Source organism: Cytobacillus firmus, from assembly GCF_023657595.1.
Lineage (GTDB): Bacteria > Bacillota > Bacilli > Bacillales > Cytobacillaceae > Cytobacillus > Cytobacillus firmus_B.
This window is the reverse complement of the sequence record NZ_CP098323.1, coordinates 2096764-2115945: the sequence shown is the minus strand read 5'-3', so window position 1 is coordinate 2115945 and position 19182 is coordinate 2096764. Positions and strand designations below refer to the sequence as shown.

Annotated in this window: 20 protein-coding genes; 3 read left to right on the top strand and 17 right to left on the bottom strand. The window is 41.7% G+C overall.

The genetic code is table 11. The annotated features are described in order from the left end of the window. Positions 1 to 66: 66 nt before the first annotated feature. The 3 genes from NAF01_RS10785 to NAF01_RS10775 form a co-directional block, all read right to left on the bottom strand. Positions 67 to 1017: an NAD(P)H-dependent flavin oxidoreductase gene (locus NAF01_RS10785; protein WP_048010139.1), complete on the bottom strand. Its 951-nt coding sequence runs from the start codon at positions 1015 to 1017 to the stop codon at positions 67 to 69. Between the two features lie 144 nt (positions 1018 to 1161). After that, positions 1162 to 1662, bottom strand: a complete 501-nt coding sequence (locus NAF01_RS10780; protein WP_048010140.1) for a hypothetical protein — start codon at positions 1660 to 1662, stop codon at positions 1162 to 1164. Further along, entirely contained in the window at positions 1646 to 2128 is a 483-nt protein-coding gene (locus tag NAF01_RS10775; RefSeq protein WP_163141241.1) for a hypothetical protein, read from the bottom strand. The genes NAF01_RS10780 and NAF01_RS10775 overlap by 17 nt, the downstream gene beginning before the upstream one ends. 141 nt (positions 2129 to 2269) lie before the next feature. On the opposite strand from NAF01_RS10775, the gene NAF01_RS10770 reads away from it, so the two are divergent. Continuing rightward, complete coding sequence (locus NAF01_RS10770; protein WP_350457434.1) at positions 2270 to 2797, top strand: CBO0543 family protein; 528 nt, start codon at positions 2270 to 2272, stop codon at positions 2795 to 2797. 118 nt (positions 2798 to 2915) lie between these two features. On the opposite strand, the gene paaX is transcribed toward NAF01_RS10770, so the two are convergent. The 12 genes from paaX to NAF01_RS10710 form a co-directional block, all read right to left on the bottom strand. Continuing rightward, on the bottom strand, positions 2916 to 3791 hold the full coding sequence (gene paaX, locus NAF01_RS10765; protein ID WP_163141247.1) for a phenylacetic acid degradation operon negative regulatory protein PaaX: 876 nt from the start codon (positions 3789 to 3791) through the stop codon (positions 2916 to 2918). 177 nt (positions 3792 to 3968) lie between these two features. Next, the gene (locus NAF01_RS10760) at positions 3969 to 5165 is read right to left on the bottom strand and encodes a thiolase family protein (protein ID WP_163141249.1); all 1197 of its coding nucleotides are present in this window, start codon (positions 5163 to 5165) and stop codon (positions 3969 to 3971) included. Next, positions 5162 to 6028, bottom strand: coding sequence for a 3-hydroxyacyl-CoA dehydrogenase (locus tag NAF01_RS10755; protein ID WP_082138993.1), 867 nt, complete (start codon positions 6026 to 6028; stop codon positions 5162 to 5164). The genes NAF01_RS10760 and NAF01_RS10755 overlap by 4 nt, the downstream gene beginning before the upstream one ends. Positions 6029 to 6143: 115 nt before the next feature. After that, positions 6144 to 6917 (bottom strand): enoyl-CoA hydratase-related protein, encoded by a 774-nt coding sequence (locus NAF01_RS10750; protein WP_048010144.1) that lies wholly within the window; start codon positions 6915 to 6917, stop codon positions 6144 to 6146. A gap of 18 nt (positions 6918 to 6935) precedes the next feature. Next, positions 6936 to 7715 carry an enoyl-CoA hydratase-related protein gene (locus tag NAF01_RS10745; protein ID WP_048010145.1) on the bottom strand — a complete coding sequence of 260 codons (780 nt, stop codon included), beginning with the start codon at positions 7713 to 7715 and terminating at the stop codon, positions 6936 to 6938. Further along, complete coding sequence (locus NAF01_RS10740) at positions 7708 to 8016, bottom strand: EthD family reductase (protein ID WP_009334759.1); 309 nt, start codon at positions 8014 to 8016, stop codon at positions 7708 to 7710. The genes NAF01_RS10745 and NAF01_RS10740 overlap by 8 nt, the downstream gene beginning before the upstream one ends. A 63-nt stretch (positions 8017 to 8079) precedes the next feature. Continuing rightward, positions 8080 to 8577 carry a 1,2-phenylacetyl-CoA epoxidase subunit PaaD gene (paaD, locus tag NAF01_RS10735; RefSeq protein ID WP_163141255.1) on the bottom strand — a complete coding sequence of 166 codons (498 nt, stop codon included), beginning with the start codon at positions 8575 to 8577 and terminating at the stop codon, positions 8080 to 8082. 21 nt (positions 8578 to 8598) lie between these two features. Further along, the gene (gene paaC, locus NAF01_RS10730; protein ID WP_204260524.1) at positions 8599 to 9399 is read right to left on the bottom strand and encodes a 1,2-phenylacetyl-CoA epoxidase subunit PaaC; all 801 of its coding nucleotides are present in this window, start codon (positions 9397 to 9399) and stop codon (positions 8599 to 8601) included. Positions 9400 to 9412: 13 nt separating this feature from the next. Next, positions 9413 to 9778 (bottom strand): 1,2-phenylacetyl-CoA epoxidase subunit PaaB, encoded by a 366-nt coding sequence (gene paaB, locus NAF01_RS10725; protein ID WP_048010148.1) that lies wholly within the window; start codon positions 9776 to 9778, stop codon positions 9413 to 9415. Between the two features lie 9 nt (positions 9779 to 9787). Beyond that, positions 9788 to 10747 (bottom strand): 1,2-phenylacetyl-CoA epoxidase subunit PaaA, encoded by a 960-nt coding sequence (gene paaA / locus NAF01_RS10720; protein WP_048010149.1) that lies wholly within the window; start codon positions 10745 to 10747, stop codon positions 9788 to 9790. A 34-nt stretch (positions 10748 to 10781) separates the two neighbouring features. Beyond that, complete coding sequence (locus NAF01_RS10715; RefSeq protein ID WP_222499518.1) at positions 10782 to 12089, bottom strand: phenylacetate--CoA ligase family protein; 1308 nt, start codon at positions 12087 to 12089, stop codon at positions 10782 to 10784. Between the two features lie 197 nt (positions 12090 to 12286). Next, entirely contained in the window at positions 12287 to 15682 is a 3396-nt protein-coding gene (locus NAF01_RS10710) for a hypothetical protein (RefSeq protein WP_250802266.1), read from the bottom strand. A gap of 341 nt (positions 15683 to 16023) precedes the next feature. Here NAF01_RS10710 and NAF01_RS10705 point away from each other — a divergent pair, with 341 nt between their 5' ends. Both NAF01_RS10705 and NAF01_RS10700 read left to right on the top strand, forming a co-directional pair. Continuing rightward, a complete protein-coding gene (locus NAF01_RS10705) occupies positions 16024 to 17208 on the top strand; it encodes a processed acidic surface protein (protein WP_222499514.1) in 1185 nt (394 codons plus the stop codon). Next, positions 17205 to 17804, top strand: a complete 600-nt coding sequence (locus tag NAF01_RS10700) for a class D sortase (RefSeq protein ID WP_163141270.1) — start codon at positions 17205 to 17207, stop codon at positions 17802 to 17804. Before NAF01_RS10705 ends, NAF01_RS10700 begins: the two co-directional genes overlap by 4 nt. Positions 17805 to 17857: 53 nt before the next feature. Here the strand turns inward: NAF01_RS10700 and NAF01_RS10695 are convergent, their stop codons facing one another. Beyond that, positions 17858 to 18049: a hypothetical protein gene (locus tag NAF01_RS10695; protein WP_048010154.1), complete on the bottom strand. Its 192-nt coding sequence runs from the start codon at positions 18047 to 18049 to the stop codon at positions 17858 to 17860. Between the two features lie 357 nt (positions 18050 to 18406). Then, positions 18407 to 19126, bottom strand: coding sequence for a YebC/PmpR family DNA-binding transcriptional regulator (locus NAF01_RS10690; RefSeq protein WP_048010155.1), 720 nt, complete (start codon positions 19124 to 19126; stop codon positions 18407 to 18409). Positions 19127 to 19182 lie beyond the last annotated feature (56 nt).

Below are 19182 nucleotides of genomic sequence, written 5' to 3'. Positions count from 1 at the left end.
AAAAATTTGATATATTTTAATAAATCATCTTTATAAAAAAGCAAGCAGGTGTTTAAAACCTGCTTGCTAGTTTAATAGCTTATTAGCCTTTTGGAGCTGAAGATCAGCATCCTCTATCATCTTATCCAAGAGCTCCTTTACGCTTGGCAGATCGGAAATCAGGCCGGCTATCTGGCCGCTGTTCATAAAACCTTCGTCACCGTTTCCATTTATCGCTCCAATTTTATGATAGTCTTCAGAAGTGAGTTTATTAAACTCATCAATAGAAATCCCTTGTTTTTCGTAACCTAATAATTTATTGGCATAACCGGTGGAAAGAACTCTTCGAATTCTGCCTACTGAACGTCCCACTATAAGGGTTTCATGATCAGATGCTTCAATGATTTTCTTTTTATATTCCGGATGAAATGGCGCTTCTTTGGTTGCTATGAATCTGGTGCCCATTTGAACACCGCTCGCCCCCAGTGCAAGCATGGCAGCAAGCCCTTTGCCATCGCCGATTCCTCCTGCTGCCACTACCGGGACTGCGACATTGCCTATTATTTGAGGAATCAATACGAGTGTAGTCGTTTCAAGAGCACTATTGATTCCTGCTGCCTCATACCCTTCCGCCGCAATGATATCAGCTCCTGCTGCCTCTGCTTTCATCGCCTGTCTTACGGAAGCAGCAACAGTTATGACCTTCACCCCATTCTCATGAAGCTTTGGAATAAAAGGAGCAGGGTTTCCGGCCGAAAGGGAAACTGCAGGAACCTTATGCTTAATGACAAGAGAAAGAATTTCCTTTACATATGGGGAGACACTTAATGCAACGTTAACAGCAAATGGCTTATCTGTTAAACTCTTAGTTTCCTCAATTATTCTTTCAACATCCTCAGGAAGCATTGTTCCTGCTCCGATCGTGCCCAGCCCGCCGGCTTCCGAAACGGCCGCTGTTAAAATGGCATTGCTTATATTCCCCATGCCGCCCTGAATAATTGGATATTTAATATTTAATATGTCTGTTAATCTATTCAATAAAATTCCTCCTTCGTTAAAATAATGTTATACTAATTTTAATAGTTTGACAATTAGGAACACATATACTTAACAATGAAGGTGCAGCTATGCCTCAAGTTAAAATGACCGTTACATGCATATCGCTGTTTTGCAGACAGACCTCTATTCAGTACGCTTTTCCATTTTTAGTGAAATTTTATAAAACATGATTTGCAGGGTTTGAACAAATGCATAAATAGGAAAAGACCAGGCCATCTGATAGCCTTTTTCATAATGAAATATGCCGAGCTTAACAGTGAACCATTCAATCAGTACAGCAAGAATAGACCAGAGGGTGACATACAGGATATTCTTATATCCATTTAGATTTAGTTTCACATATAAATAAACAAAAAAATAACTGTATGGCCCGTACAAAATATAGCTCAAAAGATCAATGATTTGATAATTCGATGTATCATTTACATCATATAAATCCCACGGCCTGATACTAATGGTATGATCGAAGAACATCCCGATAAATACGCCGATGGTGAAATGAACTGCCGTTTCCAAGCCAGATAATTTTTTGGGCAGTTTCCATATAAGAATTAGCGATATCAGTAAATTTGCTAATACAAACCATTCATTTGCGTCAAAAGCTCTTTCATATACCTTTTCCAAATTTAGTAGGCTCCTGCTTTAGATACATTATCCCCCTGGACAATCCGAGCCCGGCAATCAAAAAGGCCAAATTTCCTATGCCTGCTTTAATTAAATTCCAGTCTAAAAATGTAATTACACCGGACATCAAGCTGAAAAGATCCATTCCAAGAAGACAGATTAAGAATATGGAGAAGACACTTACCCTTTTTACGCCAGATTGAGTTTTCCAATATAAATTAATAAACATTAGAACTAGAAAGGGGCCAATAATTTCACGATGAATCAAAAAGACAATAAATAAAATAGAGTCTTCTGTTATATGAATCCACTTTAATTGAAGGGCAAGTATGGTTGTGTAATTTCGGGCTGCAATGGAAATTAGCATAAGAACCAGAGAGTTTTGCATAAAGGAAAGCTTTTTTTCTATAAAGAAAAAGAAACTTAGTGTATAAAATGCAATTACAAGAGCTGCAGGCAGAACCATAAAATCACCTTATTTGAATGGATTCTCGCGATTAATTAACTATCATCAAGAAATGTATCATAAAAATAATATTGTTTAGGAAACATATATTTATTCATTAATGCGATGTTTTATTTTTGGGATTCGTATTGAAAGAGGGATATGATGCATTTATTTTATAATTTTTTCTTTTTATTGGCGGGACTGAAATGGGGGGATTGGAGAAACTGGCGTGAATACTACCCGACTATACTTTTTTTTATTGGAGGTGATTTGTTAAAAAACTTTCTTTTTCGCAATTACCCAATGTGGCAATATAAAGAGACCATATTTGCAGAAAATATCCTTATTGGACACCCGATCATTAATCTCATGATTATGGCAATCGTGTATCCGGTAACTATTCTAATTTTCATCGGCCGTTATCCGGCTGGACTCCTCAAGCAGGCTGGATGGATTTTGCTATGGGTGTTTCTATATACCTCAATTGAATTTATCAATCTTTACTATTTGAACCTCATTGAGCATTTAAATGGCTGGTCCATTCAATGGTCGTTCTTTTTTAATGTTTTCATGTTTATTATTCTTAGGATTCATCATAATCGGCCGTTAGCAGCAGTGGGAATCGGGTTCATCTGGATTATATTTTTGTGGAAAACGTTTGAGGTGCCGATAGATCTTTTACGTTAGATTTATATAATGATACTGCGAGGAAAGCTTTAATATTTACTGATGGAAATAGATTCGATTCCTTTGTTTGCGAAAATAATTGAGCCATCCTGCTTGTCTGCAGCAAGATGGCTCTTTATCACTCTACCATATAGGGGTGATTTAATGCGTCATAATCAGCATCTCTGTTTTTCAGTTCATTTCCTTCTTTAAAAACACTTTCAAAGAATCTGGATGCGGGTTCTGCCAGTTCTTTATAATATTCACTGAATAAGGCAGCAGCATGACTGCCCAGCCACTTATCAGGCAGAAGCTCTTCAGGCAGACCAGGGTCCACAAATAGGAACTTCCGGTATTCATGCACAAGCTTCGTTCTTTCTACGAAACATTCTGCATCAGTCATATTTCCCTTCAGAATCTTATTTTTATCAATGATATATTTCTGGCTGTATTGAGAAATAAACTCCTGGTATCTTTCGTTGATTTCTGTCAGGTTCCAGCTCTTTTCTACAATTTCGATATTTTTATGCGGTCCTGCATAACGGGCAATAAAGAAATCAACATAGTTGGCAATATCATATTTCTCAATCAAATCAAATACTTGTTTCTCAAGATTATTAGCAGAGATCCAGCAGCTGCTGGACATGGATCCAAAACCGCTCCATACAAGCTCCTTGCGCAATTCATCCCTCACATTGCGTATTTCCTCCGGGATGGTATACATAAGGATGCGCCACTCGCCATCCCACTCCTCAGGCTTTAATTTAAAAATACGCTTAGCCGCTTCCTCAATCCTTTTCTGGCCTCTTGGCGTTAAGGAATAATAGCTTTTATTGCCGATCTTTTCTGCACTTACCCAACCCTGCTTATTCATCCTTGAAATAGCCGCTCTGACGGACTGGTCATTGTGCCCAAATTCACTTAAAAGCTTTATAAGACTGCCGATCCAAATTTTGCTTCCATAATGTGAAATATAATCACCATAAAGTGTGAAAATCATTGATCTCGTATTCAACTTGCCTTCATCCTCATTTCATCATGTCGGTTGAGCGGAAAAATTTCGTTATATATTATTGTACTAAAATTAGGCAGTTTTGAAAATACTTTTTCGGCATACTAAATAATTGCCTTCCTTCTCCAACGCTAAAATCGTTAAGAGCTTTAAAAACCATAGAGTATAATGCCTCTATGGTCAGCGCTCAACAATTGTTGATATCCCCTGCCCGACACCCACACACATCGTTGCCAGGCCATATTTAGAATTCCTGCGCTTCATCTCATGCAATAATGTTGTCAGGATACGTGCGCCGCTCGCCCCAAGCGGATGGCCAAATGCAATCGCTCCCCCATTCACGTTTACCCGTTCCGGATCTGCGCCCAGTTCTTTGATGCAGGCGAGGGATTGTGAAGCAAACGCTTCATTTAATTCAGTTAAATCTATATCACTCATGGCAAGTCCCGCCCTCTTTAAGGCTTTCTGAGTGGAATAAACAGGACCTGCTCCCATAATCGACGGTTCAAGCCCTGCTGCTGCGGAAACAATATAAGATCCGAGGGGCTTTAATCCCAGTTCACGGGCTTTTTCCTCAGACATCAGCAGCAATGCAGAGGCACCGTCGTTAACCCCTGAAGCATTGCCGGCCGTAACAGTTCCCCCCTGGAAGATAGGCTTTAAACTTGAGAGCTTTTCATAAGTTGTTTCCGGACGGGGATGCTCATCATGTGAAATCGTGATTTCTTTCCCTTTTTTATCCATGTATGTAACAGGAATGATTTCATCGTCAAATAACCCGTTTTCAATAGCTGATTTTGCTCTCTTCTGGCTTTCAAGTGCAAACTGGTCCTGTTCTTCTCGGGATATACCATATTTCTCTGCAACATTTTCTGCCGTCTTAGGCATGCTTTCGGCACCATACATATTCTCAAGCCTGCTGTTTGTAAATCGCCAGCCGATGGTTGTGTCATACATTTCCATATTCCCTCTTGGAAACTCGCTGCTTGGCTTTGCCATGACAAATGGTGCACGGGTCATGCTTTCCGTACCACCGGCAATAAAAATATTTCCTTCTCCTGCCAAAATAGCGCGTGCAGCATAATTAACCGCATCTAAACCAGATCCGCAAAGCCGGTTAACCGTTGAAGCAGCCACTTCGACAGGCAAACCGGCGAGCAAGGCTGCCATCCTGGCGACATTGCGATTATCTTCTCCTGCCTGATTTGCATTTCCCATTATGACCTCTTCAATTTCTGCAGGGTCCACTACGGGGTTTCTATCCAGCAGGGCCTTAATAACGATAGCTCCCAAATCATCGGGACGGATATCCTTTAACCCGCCTTTATATCTTCCAATCGGAGTTCGGACGGCATCAACGATTACTGCTTTTCTCATTGCCTGACTTCCTCTCTGGCAGTGTAATCATAAACACCTCTGCCCGTTTTACGACCAAGCCTGCCAGCTTTCACATACTGTTCAAGCAGCGGTGCCGGCCGGTATTTTTCACCCAGCTTGCTGTGAAGGTATTTTAAATTATTCAGGCGTGTATCGAGGCCGACAAGGTCGCCCAGTTCGAAGGGGCCCATGGGATAGTTCAGACCAAGCTTAATGGCTTTATCAATTTCTTCGGGAGTACCGAGACCTTCCTGGAGCATATAAAATGCCTCATTTCCCACGAGCGCGCTGATCCTGCTCGTCACAAAGCCCGGAAACTCATTTATGACGACTGTTTCTTTTCCCATTTGCTCGGCAGCATGTTTTATTAACTGTGCTGTTTCTTCGCTCGTTTCAAGCCCTTTAATAATTTCTACAAGCGGCATTTTATGGACCGGGTTAAAGAAATGCATGGCAATCACTTTGTCCGGGCGATTGGTAAAGGACCCAATCTCAGTTGGACTCATGGTAGAGGTGTTTGTTGCAAAACAGCAATGCTCTGAAGCGTGCTGATCGATCACTTCAAAAATATTTCTCTTTATATCCATCACTTCAGGGACGGCTTCAATAACAAGATCTGCTTCACTTACATGCTGTGCAAGACTTACAGAATAGTTAAGCCGGTTCTTGCTTTCTTCCATATCAGCAGCTGTAATTTTCTTCCTCGCGAGCCCTTTTTCAAAGATGCTGTCAATCTCTTTTTCCGCACGGATTAATTGCTCCTGGCTGATATCTACAATGGTTGTATGGAAGCCCCCGACTGCACTTACATACGCAATCCCGCGCCCCATGACACCTGAACCGATCACGACAATATTTTTCAAGGTATACTCCTCCTTTCAGTTTAAAAAAAGACGAGCACCCGATACGAGATGCTCGCAAACCATATAACGGGCAAATATTCTAAAAGTAATTCTAAGTTTTATAGTTTTATAAAGGTTATTTCCCTTGAAACACAGGCTTCCGCTTTTGCATAAATGCCGCTACACCCTCTTTATGATCAAGAGTAAGGCCCGCAATCCGCTGTCCTTGTGCATCCCGCTCCAGACTTTCTTCCAGAGTTGAATCCCAGCTCGCTTTCAGGTTTTTCTTGATTACAGCAATCGCCGCTGTCGGCATACTGGCAAGCCTTTCTGCAAAAGCAGTTATTTCAGCCTGCCATTGCTCCATAGGAATTACCTTAGTAGCAAGGCCCAGCTCTTTGGCTTCCTCTGCATTAATTTTTTCACCAAGCACAGCAAGCTCCATAGCTTTGGCATGACCGATAAGTTTTGGCAGAAAGTATAGATTGCCGGCATCAGGCACAAGCCCGACATGAATAAAAGCTTCTAAAAAACTGGCTTTTTCAGACAGGAGCCTGAAATCGCAGGCTAACGCAAGACTCATTCCGGCACCTGCTGCCACCCCATTAACAGCCGCGATAATAGGTTTTTCGCATCTATGAATCTCCATCACCATTGGATTATAGAACTGCCGAAGAACCTCACCATGATCCATGTCCTCATTTACACCCTGAAGATCCTGGCCGGAGCAGAATGCACGTCCTTCACCTGTAATGACAAGACATCTGACTTCTTTATCTCTGCTTGCCTGTTTTACGGAATGCTGAACCTCTTTATTCAGCTGTTCGGTGAACGCATTCAGCTTATCCGGCCGGTTTAAGGTAATCCATGCTACACCGTTTCCGACCTCGTATTTAACAGTTTCAAACATTCGCTATGTACACCTCCTCTACTTTCCTTTAAAATGAGGCTTGCGTTTTTCAATAAAGGCATTCATTCCTTCTTTTTGATCTTCTGTCGAGAATAATAGGTAAAAATTCTTTCTTTCGAATTCCATTCCTTCATTTAAAGGAGTGTCAACTGCCTTTAGGACCGCTTCTTTTATGAGGCGTATGGCGATTGGCGCCTGGCTGGAAATATGCTCAGCCGCTTTCATTGTTTCTTCCATCAGAAGCTCTTCTGCTATAAGCTGGTTGACGATGCCGTGGTGAAGCGCTTCCCTCGCCGAGATTCTTTTGCCGGTAAAAAGCCATTCCATTGCTTTCGTTTTTCCGACAAGCTTAGTAAGCCTTTGCGTGCCGCCTGCACCAGGCATAACGCCAAGGTTCACCTCCGGAAACCCAAATTCAGCATTATCCGCCGCATAAAGCAAATCACAGCATAACGCTAGCTCAAAGCCTCCGCCAAGGGCAAAGCCCTGCACCGCTCCGATAATCGGTTTCTTGATCATGGCCAGCCGATCCCAATCTTTAAATTGATTGCGAAGCTCAAAATCGATCGCATGATCATTTGCCATTTCATCAATGTCTGCCCCGGCTGCAAAGGCTCTTCCATTGCCGCTTAATACGATGGCCTTGACGGTTGAGTCTGCCTCAAAGCCCTCCATTGCAGCAAGAATCTCTGAAACCATCGTGCGATTAATAGCATTTAGAACCTTGGGCCGGTTCAAAACGATTAATCCAAGTTTTCCTTGCTGTGAAACTTCAATGGTTTCATAGCTTTTACTCATCTGCTTCCTCACCGATCATAAGTGTGATAATATCACCTGCAAATTTCATGGCGTCTTTGCCTGATGCCTTGCCTTCGTCTGTTCTCATGGCTTCCTGCAATGCTTCATGGCTGTCATAGTACATTTCGCACATCAAATAGTACTTCCCTTCGCCTCCCATAGGGCTGCCCACAATTTTTGTAACTTCCATTTTTCGGAGACCCGGAATTTTGGCTGTAAGGGGCGCGTGCGTGTTAAAATAATGATCATCAAATGCCTCCTTATTTTCAGGATGCTTATAAAGAGCGATTAATTTTACCATTTGTCAACTTCCTCTCAATTTTTAATAGTTTTACGTATTGGATTTTATTTTTAAAGATACCTGCTACATCATAGTCGATACTGGTTTCATAGCTTCAAAAGGGTTCTTGCAGGATTTGCAGTATAAGATGCTGCGGCAGGCTGTGGGGCCAAAAAGGTTATCCATCGTCGTGTATGCGGACCCGCAAAAAGGACAATCCACATGCCATTCGCCCGTTTCACTTATGAATTTTGGAGGTGGCGCGATCCCGAATTCCTTTAGCTTTATCCTGCCTGTCTCTGTTACCCGGTCAGACGTCCATGGCGGATGATAGATAAACTGGACTTCTATTTTTTCAAAAATCCCTGCTTTCCTCAGCTCGCCTTCAACGTTTTTTTGAATAATATCCAGGGCAGGGCATCCCATAAAAGTAGGCAGCAGTTTAATCAAAACTGACTGACCCTCCACCTTAATCTGTTCTACCATTCCTAAATCAACGATTGAAATGGTATCTATTTCAGGGTCTTTAACATTATGAAGCGCTTCTAACACGTTTTTTAGCAATATTTGATCCTGCTCCATTTACATCACCCTTTAGAAAACTTACCAGCTTGCAGCTGGATTTATGTTATATACCTCGCTCAAAGTGGATAAAGCGTCATCAAGGTCGGCAGTATGCTCTCCTATTCGTCCGTTTCCAGTCTTCATAGCCAGGTCTGCTTCTGAGACTGCCAGTTTGACAGATTCAAAAACAGGCTTCATGATAAACAGCCAGCGCTGCTTTAAAACGTCTTCCTTGTCAATGAGGCCATGTTCAGCCATTTCTTTTGCCAGGGGTCCCAAATTCAGGACTCCTTCGAAATCCGCTAATACCCTTCCAATGGCCGCTTCCATTCTCGTTCTGGCTTCCCCGCCAGCCTGCATCAGCTGTATAAACCATGTTTTCCAGTGAAGAAGGTGGTAATAAAGCTCCATATTGACCTTTAATGCCACTTCGGCTAAAGGCTGATAAGAAGAGTTTTTCAGAGAATCCATTCTGATTTTTTTCGCTTGGGCATAAAAATAATTTCTTACAACCGCAAATGCCCAGTCATATTGTGCTGAAGACAGATAATGACCTGGTCCATTTACCAATTCCAAAAGGACTGCATTTCTCCTTTCAGATGTTTTTCTTGCATGAGCAAGACTGTCTACATTGCCTTCCCCGAGATCAGCCAGCAGCTGATAAAACATGGCCGCATGGCCCATGGTATCCTGGCTGATGGATGAAAAGGCGACATCCTCCTCTATGTGAGGCGCCAGGCCAAGCCACTCTGATCCACGGTAGGCAAGAATGAAATCATCGTCAGCCAGCTGATACAATAATGATGTCAGTGGCGGCTTAATCTTAGCGTCGATAGGCATATTTCCTGCTGGCTCAGTCACCTTTCTTCATCCCTCCCCATGAAAGTATTTCCTTTTCATCAAGCATTTCCTGCTCATAGTGGCGCCACTTTTTCTTCAGATAGCCATATCCTTTTGTCGTGCGGTATTCTTTGTTGTCCAGACGCTGAAGTGATTGCTTTTCTTCCGGAGTCATCTTCCGGATATCAGAGCGTTTGACGACCCAGATATCAGCAGCCGGCTCTCTCCTCATAAAATTTTCCTGCGCCATGACGAGTGCAAGCTCCCGATTTGGCGCCAGCAGGGAAAATTGATATTGCAGAGGCGAGGTATCTGTTCTTTGACTAAAAACTTCATATTCCTGATAAAATCCTTCGTTACCCAAAGGTACCCCTCCCATCTGAACGGTTTAGTTTGCAGTATTGAGAGCTTCACGCACCCATTTGTTAGTATCATAAGCTGTGCGCCGGAGGCCGAGCCGCTCTTGAGATTTTGGCCCATTATTTTTAATAATGTCCTTGAACCTATTCCAATCAGGCTGCTTATAAACCCAAAGCTCCCGCTCCTGATCGAAATGCATCGTCTCGTCCGGCAGAGTGAGGCCAAGCGAGAGAACTCGGGGAATATATTTTGTAAAAAAGTCCTGTCTTAAGTCTTCGTTCGTCTTTGTCCGAATTCTGTATTTTATCGTTGTGTCCTGTTTGGAAGTGCCTGTTGTAGAAGCATCACCCGGGCCAAAGAACATTAACAGCGCTTCCCACCATCGGTTAACCGCATCCTGAACCATCGCTCTTTGCTCGCCGGTTCCTTCAGCCAGGGCCATAATTATGGCTTCACCATGCTGGGCATGAAAAACCTCCTCCGCGCAAATTCTCTTAAGTGCTCTTGCATAAGGTCCGTAAGAGGCGTTAAGCATATTGGTCTGGGTAATGATCGCTGCACCGTCAACCAGCCAGCCAATCAGACCGGCATCCCCCCATGTTGGTGCTTCCATATGAAAGACATTATGGAATTTCAGTCTGCCGCTGAATAAATCCTGCATAATATCTTCACGGTTTTTGCCGAGGGGCTTCATTAAATCCTCCGCAACACGAAGCAGCAGCTGACCATGTCCCATCTCATCCTGTACCTTTGCCATGATGCCCAGCTTGCGTTTTAATGAAGGAGCTTTCGGCACCCATTCCTTTTCAGGAAGTGCTCCCATAATTTCACTGATACCATGCATTGAAATTAATTTGATTAATGTCATTCGATAATCTTCCGGCATCCAATCATCCGCTTCAATTTTTTCTCCTGCATTAATGCGTTTCATGAACTGCTCATATTTTTGTTCTTCCGTCATTTCTTGAAAGAAAAGAGCTTCTGACATGTGTTTCACCCCCAGTGAGTTTAAAATAGTTCATTCAGGTTACTGCATTTTCCACTGCCGGGCTTACAACCCTGACAGCTTTCCCTTCCGATCTCGGCAGCGTTTTGGGCGGATGGAGAACAAGTCTGATGGTAATAAAGCAGTTTTGTTTCAATGCTTCCTGAATCTTCTTTTTTACAAATTCCGCTTCTCCCATATCCCTATAAAACTCTTCGCTCCATTCAGCATGAAGCTCTAAAACTTTTAAGCTTCCCTTTTTATGCACGTGGATTTGATAATGGGGAGCAAGCTCAGGCACTTGAAGAATACACCGTTCAATTTCGGACGGAAAGATGTTTACACCATTAACATTGAGCATATCGTCAATGCGGCCTTTCACACGGCTCATGCGGATCGTGGTTCTTCCGCACGCACATTTCTCTTTTGAAAGGGAGGCGATGTCCCCAGTCCGATAGCGGATGACAGGAAAAGCTTCCTTCGTTAAACTGGTAAAAACAAGCTCACCTTCTTCTCCGCTTGGAAGCGGTGTCATTTTTATTGGATCGATCACCTCTGCAAAAAAGTGATCCTCTGCAATGTGCAGCCCATCCTGAGCTTCATGGCATTCCATAGCTATGCCCGGTCCCAGCACTTCACTCAACCCATAAATATCGCATGCTTTAATCCCAAGCTTAGCTTCAAGTGCTTTCCGCATTTCTTCAGACCAGGGTTCAGCCCCAAATATCCCAAATTTTAATGATGTACTTGCCGGCTCGATTCCCCGCTCCTCCATCTTCTCTGCTAAATTGAGAACATATGAAGGAGTTCCGCAAATAACCTCCGGCTTAAAGTCCTGAATCAGCATAATTTGTCTCTCTGTGTTTCCTCCAGAAACAGGTACGGTTGCCATGCCAAGCTGTTCGCTGCCATAATGCAGGCCCAATCCGCCGGTAAACAGCCCGTACCCATAAGCATTATGCAATATCTGACCAGGTTCCCCTCCTCCAATGGAGATTGCCCTGGCTATCAGATTGCTCCACATTTCGATGTCATTCCGGGTGTAGCCCACTACAGTCGGCTTTCCGCTCGTTCCTGATGAAGCGTGCAGACGCACAATTTCTTTTTTATCCACAGCAAAAAGCCCGAATGGGTAATGTTCCCGCAAATCTGCTTTCACAGTAAAGGGCAGCTTTTGAATATCATCCAGGCTGGTAACGTCTTGAGGCGCAATATTACTTTCCAAAAACTTTTTCCGATAAAAAGGCACATGGTTATATACTCTCTCCACTGTCTGCCTGAGCCGGTCCAGCTGCAATTCCTCTATCATATCGCGGCTTTCCGTTTCAATATCATGCAGAATCAAGACATGACCTCCCAGAATATTAGGATAATAATTTAATATAACGTTTAAATATCGTTAGATAAAATAAGTGTTATATATTTAACACAAAGATACCGTGTAAATAGGAAAAAGTCAACTTATTTTCTGAAAATTTACTTTTTTATTTTAAAGTTAATAAAAAGACCTAGCCCATATAATGGAGGGCTAGGTTAAATTTCTCAGGACCATTCTTTTAACTTATTGACTATGTTATTTTTCCATTTAGAAATTAAAGGCTCTTCACCTTTTGCTGTTTTCTGTTTCTGCCATTCATTATAGCTTGCTGCAGAAATGAGAATAGAGCCTGCGATTAAAAGGTATGCCCACCAAGGGAGGTTCCCCCAATACGGTCTGGTTTGAAGCAGTACATTCAGGAGCAGAACCCCGGAACCTACAAAGAAATAAGACTTTACCCTCCAAAAAGTGCCGGCCAGCATCGAGGTTAGCGAGAGCGTACCGACTATAAGTGCATCATAAACCGTATTACTTGAAAGAGCATCCTGCACAAGCAGCAACGATACTGCTATGAGAACTCCCCACTGAATTTTACTGGTCAGCTTTGAGTACTGCCCCTTCAGGACTTTCCTGACAAAAATAATCAGGATGAACCAAGGGAGAACATATGCCTCTCTAATAAAAAGATCCGGTATTTCAATATTCCTTAATACACTATAATATGGCTCCAGTAATACTGCTCCTGCCAGCAATTCAGGGAGCCTATAGTATTTAGATGCCACTCTGCTCCTCTGAAAAAATAAAAATGCGCTGATCAGGAGTCCAGGGAGAACTTCCGCCCATAGGGAAACCGCCGGAAAAAGATAAGCGGTAAGCAAAAATAGCAGGGAAATAATTGTGTAGCTATCAGCTTTTTTGCCCATGAAAATTTTGGCATATACCATTTTGCCGGTGAAAACCGCAGCCATGCCGAAGCCAGCGGAAATCACAATTTTCATATCTGGAGCAATACCGTTAATGAATAAGAATTTAAGTACTGCTGCATACAGTAAAAACAATGGAATAGCACCTAATATATCAAGCTTGGTTCTATGCATATATAAGATTAACCCTGCTGCATAGATAATAGATACGATAAACGGGAGAACTCCAAAGGGATAGGACGCCAGAAAAGCCAATAACCCAATCACAGACCAGGGTATAAAAAAGTAAACACTCCTCTGTTTATCCTGAGTTTTACCAGTCATCCAGAATAAGAGTACGGCACAGCTGACTGATAATATAGCATACTCACTATAGCTCTCCTCCCAAATATGCTCCATACCTGTCAAAATCACCATAAACAAAGTCATAAATGAGCTGTAGAGGAATATCTTTACTTTCCACTCATTAGCAGAAACCTTGAAACTGATCCAATAGACTGCCAGGGTGGCTATAAATGGCCAGATACTATCTTCCCTGTAAAGGAAAAATGTTAGGATCATGGCAAAAGGCATGAAGATATGGCCAATCCAGCTGAACCCTCTTGCCAGGACAACGTCTTTTTTAGAAATATAAAAAGCCGCACCAAGCAGGATCCATGCCCCTAGCGGAAATTGAACCCAATTAAAAAATGTAAAGTTAAATGGTAAACCAATCAAAATCATAAAGTAAGTAAAAAGTGAAATCGATGCTGTCACAAACGGAATCCAGCTTTGCTTATGGAATTGATATAGGACAAGGTACATTATTATACCGCCTATAAATACTGCAGGTCTCATCCAAACTTCATTGATCGTCAAAGCAGCGGCTGTAAACAGTGAGATTGTATAAAATCCCAGCGAAATTAAAAACACGTTTTTGGCTTGAGTTTTGTGCCCTTTCTTAGAAAGGATGACATAAAGGATAAGGAGGGCTATACTTGCCATTACGGTATTCATGGCCATACCCAGCTCCTTCTGATAAAAGCTTGAGTAACTTCGCAGATGTTCACCATAAAACATAAAGGCAAACCCGATTGACAATGGAATAGCCCAGGGAATCGTTTCTGTATAAAAAATCCGATTTTCAGCCTTATTCATGAGGTACAGGACAAAGCTGAAGATTAATAGCACGGTGCCTGCAGCAAGCCAATCAAGAAGTCCTGCAGCTATCACAGCCGAAAACAGCATAATACTGACAGCCACATCGCGTGAGCTTGATTCCACGACTTTAATTAGCGGATATTTAAGCAGATAACCGAAACTGATAAAAAGCACAAAGCCAATGAAGAAAACAGGTAAAGATAGATTGTTGAACGGGATGGCTTTATCCAGCATAAGAACTGCTTGGAATAGGGCAGAAGCTAAAAATACAGGTGCCAGGTAAGCAAACAGCCTGTTTCCCATAATATTTGCCAAATATATAAACTGCCCCGCGAGTATTGTATAAGCCAGCAGCAGTGATACAGAGGGTTCCCCGGCCGTTAACAGGATTCCTTCGATTGAAATATAAAGAAAAGCAAGTAGCGAAACTCCTGCACTGGTCAGTCTGAAAATCTTCTCCCAGGAATATTGCTTATCCATTACCATAGGAACAAACAGAAAACCAATTCCTGCAAGCGCATAGAAAACCGGGCCAGCTGCATTTAACATACTGTTTTCAATCAGCTGATAGGCACCATAGACAATCAGTAAGCTGAAGACGAAATGAAACTCCTTCCTGCCTGTTACATACACCATTGATAAATAAACGGCTGCAGTCAACAGGATATTCACACTGTAAAAAACATGGCTATTGAAAAAGATAAGCATCAATAAAGTGGAGATCACTAAATTGATTTGAGCAAAATAAACCATTTCTCTTGTAAATAATTTAAGGAAAGTATGCTTTTTTATGCGATGAAAGGCTGCAGACAAAAGAGCATTAAAAATCATTAAACCTAGATAAAAACTGTCATTTTCAAGGCTGAATGCTGCCAGGATATAACCTGCACATGCAGTCAGGGCAATAAAAGCAAACCAGACAAAAAGACGGGAATTCAGTTTCTTAGCAAATATACCGTATATTGGAAAGATCAATAAGCTGCCAGCCGCTCCAAGTATATAGCGTCCTTCCCCATAAAAGGAAAGATATGGGCCAAGCAGTTCAAACCAGCCGACAGACAAAATGAATATTGGCAAAAATAAACTCCCAAGAACAATGAAAGCAAACGATGTTCTTTCAATTTTCAGCAACTTTCCGGAAATAAACGCAAAGCCATAGAAAAGAAGGGAAACCACTGCAATGGATGCACTTCTCATAAAATTCGACATTGTCGCCCAGTTGCTTGTTGCAACAAAAAGTCCGCCGATCAGGAGCAGGATGACTCCAATATTCAGCAGCCAGGAAATGTTCCTTTCACGGATTTCTTCCTGAGATAACTTCTTTTTCACAGTTTTTTTTGCCGGCTGAATGGGCTTTAGTCTGATTTCTTCTGCAGCATTTACAGCCTTTATGTGCTCTCTTTTCATCTCTTCAAGGTCCTGATAGTACTGATGATGGGCTTTCATAGTCATTTCATAATGTTCTGGTGAAATATAGTCCTTCTCTTTCAATTTAGTGAGTTCAGCATGAAATATGTCGTGATAATCTTTTTCTGTCTGTGGGTTCAAAGGATCCACCTCTTTTAGTTATAATCGGTTCTTTTAGTGTAATATTACACACATAAAACAAATTAATCAATCCCTGATTTGGCATTTATTACTTCGCAGGGAAGTGTATTTAAACTTTATTTAATTACAGGAAGAAATGGTGCATTAAGGAACTTCACGCACAGTTTTGTTCTGAATTCTATGCCCCCAATTATTAAATCCCTTGATAAACAAGGATTTCTTCCGTCCCTTTCTGCTGCAAAAAAACCAAATATTATAGCTAATAAAATCCCAAATAACAATTCTATCCGAAAAATATTTTTTCCATTATATTATTCTAGAATTAATTATCTTATTTGGAGGAACTACCATTGAAAAGACTAAGTATTGTTATAGCATTGATCTTTTTGTTGAGCCTGTTTCCGGCTGTCAGCCTGGCAGCTCCAAGCAATGCGGAAGTGACAAAATTCCTGAAGGAAACAAATTGGTCTGAAAAAGGCTTAAATGACCATCTGGAATACTTTTGGGATATGAGTATTGAAGATTTCGAGACAATCGAAGAAATGATTGAATATCTTGGTGAGCCTATTACTGAAGAAAACCTTCAGCAGCTGCTGGCTGACTATGGTTTTGAAAATGAGGAAGAATTAACGGCATTGCTGGTCGAGAACGGAGAAATGGAACCAACTGATGATGTTAGCGATGTGTTTAGATATTTTGATGCATTGGATTCAACTGTTTCTTTTTTAACCTATACAGGCACTGAAATTAACGACGAAACTCTTCAGCAGCTATTAAATGATTACGGACTTACAAAAGAAGAGCTCCTTTCTCTGCTTGAGGAGAACGATGACTCCCTTGAAAACTACGAATATATTGAGGATCTTGATATCATGGTTTCCATTTATATGGGCGGCGATGAAATGCCCGGTGATGACGAAATGACTCAAATTCTTGGAGATATAGATCTTACCGATGAAGAACTTGAAGCATTATTTGCACATTTTATGACTCTGGATTTCGAAGATCCAGAATTGCTTGATAAAATGATGGATCTTGAAAGCCGGTTAATGGCATTTGGCGAGTTTGACAGTGCCGATGACTTAACAGAAGCAGAAATTGCTGAACTAATCAGCATTATGCAGGAAATGATGAATCTGTTCCAGCTTGATGCCGAGTTTTACCTATTTAAAGATGGTGAAAAAATCCATTTAACAACAGCTGAAATGATTGCTTTAGAAGATACAAATGGCTACGACATGCTTATAGAGCTATATAATACACAAGGCCAGTTCCTGGCAGATATGATTATTACAGCTGACATGTTCAGTTCGGAGCTAATAGAGGACACAGTGACCGATTTGGATCAGGCCGAAACGGTAATTAAAAAACAAGATCCTGGTAAAGTAAAACAGGCTTCAAAGCCTGTAAAAACTGTGAAAGGCGGAAAACTGCCAAACACAGCAGGAAACTATATTGAAGGAGTAATAGCAGGCATTGGACTTCTCCTAATTGGGATTGCCATTTTACTCAGACGGAAAGTGAAAGAGGCGTGAAAAGAAAACTCACGTTAAAAGGAGTTATTGGTCTGGCTTTTATTTTGGGTGGGGTTTGGCTTGCCGCTTCAAATCTTATGCCATATTTGAATGATCAAAAGACTTCAGCCCATATAGCTCCCCCGAGCAGCAATGTAAAAACAGAAGTGAAGGCCGCACAAAAAACGGAGCCTCATAACCTTTACAATGTCCGTCCTAAAATGGGCGAAGAAATGGGTGTCCTGTCAATACCGAAGATATCAGCGGATTTGCCAATCTTCCATGGCACTAATGAAGATGAACTGGAAAAAGGCGTTGGCCATTATGCAGGCAGCGTCCTTCCTGGAGAAGAAGATAATTCTGTCCTGTCCGGCCACCGGGATACCGTCTTTCGTAAACTTGGCGAAGTAGAGATAGGTGATCTGCTTGTCGTGAATACTTCAGCCGGAGAGTTCACTTATAAGGTGCGTAAAATCAGGATTGTCGATGCAGACGACAGAACAGTTATTGTTCCTAAACCTAGAGCAACTCTGACTGTAACCACCTGTTACCCATTTAATTTTATTGGAGATGCGCCACAGAGATACATTCTGATTGGGGATCTTGTTAGAAAGTGAAAAGCCCGCTAATCAGGCGGGCTCAGGGGGGGAGGCCGATTCCGGCCTTCCTTTTATTCTGTGATTGTGACTAACTTTACATCAGCGAAATCAAATCGGTGATAGTGACCTTCAGAACATGTCAGTTCAACATACCCTTCCAGATCCTTAATGCTCCCGATTACCTCGGATTTATTTTCTGCTTCAATCTCTTCTGTTACGGTAACGCCTTTTTCAAAAGTATAAATAACTTTAAATTTATTCATGTGTGTAAAACTCTCCTTTCCCTATTTTTGTTCCCATCACTGAAGTGATTAAAACACAAAAATTCTTATTTCAGTTATTTTCCAATAACCAGAATTATAAAAAGTGGGAAGTTAATGGCATTATCTATATCAGGCAGACATTAATAGCGCGCGCTAGCAATATGATATTCGACAGATATCATCTGATTTCATCATAAAACTGCACTTACCGCCTCTATTTTTAATAGAGGTTCATTTTTTCCGACAACCTTAATTTCATTTAGTGGAAATGATAATGGATTTATAGTTTACATAACATGATTATGGAAAACTTATTAAATAAAAATGGAGCCCAGCTATTAAGCGGACTCCTCTTCATTATTCACCTAAATCAACATTATGATATACACGCTGGACATCTTCCAGGTCTTCAAGGGCGTCAATCAGTTTTTCAAATTGCACCTGTGCATCAGCTTCAAGGGTGACTTCATTTTGCGGGAGCATTGTTAATTCAGCAACAGCAAACTCATTGATGCCTGCTGACTTGAATGCTTCCTGAACTGCATGAAACTGATCGGGCTCAGCATATACAATTACCGTATCTTCTTCTTCCAGAATATCACGTGCGTCTACGTCTGCTTCCATTAGTATTTCCAGTACTTCTTCCTCTGATTTGCCTTCAATGCCGATAACAGCGGTTGAGTCGAACATATAGGAAACAGATCCGCTCACACCCATATTTCCGCCATTCTTTCCAAATGCAGCACGTACATTAGAAGCTGTGCGATTTACGTTATTCGTTAATGCATCAACAATAATCATGGATCCGCTAGGCCCGAATCCTTCGTAGCGAAGCTCATCATAGTTTTCTTCCGCTCCGCCTTTTGCTTTTTCTATTGCACGATCAATAATATTTCTTGGCACGTTATATGTTTTTGCACGCTCAAGCACAAATTTCAGGGCCTGGTTTGCTTCCGGATCAGGCTCCCCTTGCTTGGCAACCACATATATCTCAAGTGCAAACTTGGAATAAACACGGCTCGTATTTGCGTCTTTTGAGGCTTTCTTTTCTTTGATATTGTTCCATTTACGGCCCATATGTCCCACTCTCTTTCAACTTTGGATCAAATAAGTTATAGAGTCTTCAGTTTTCT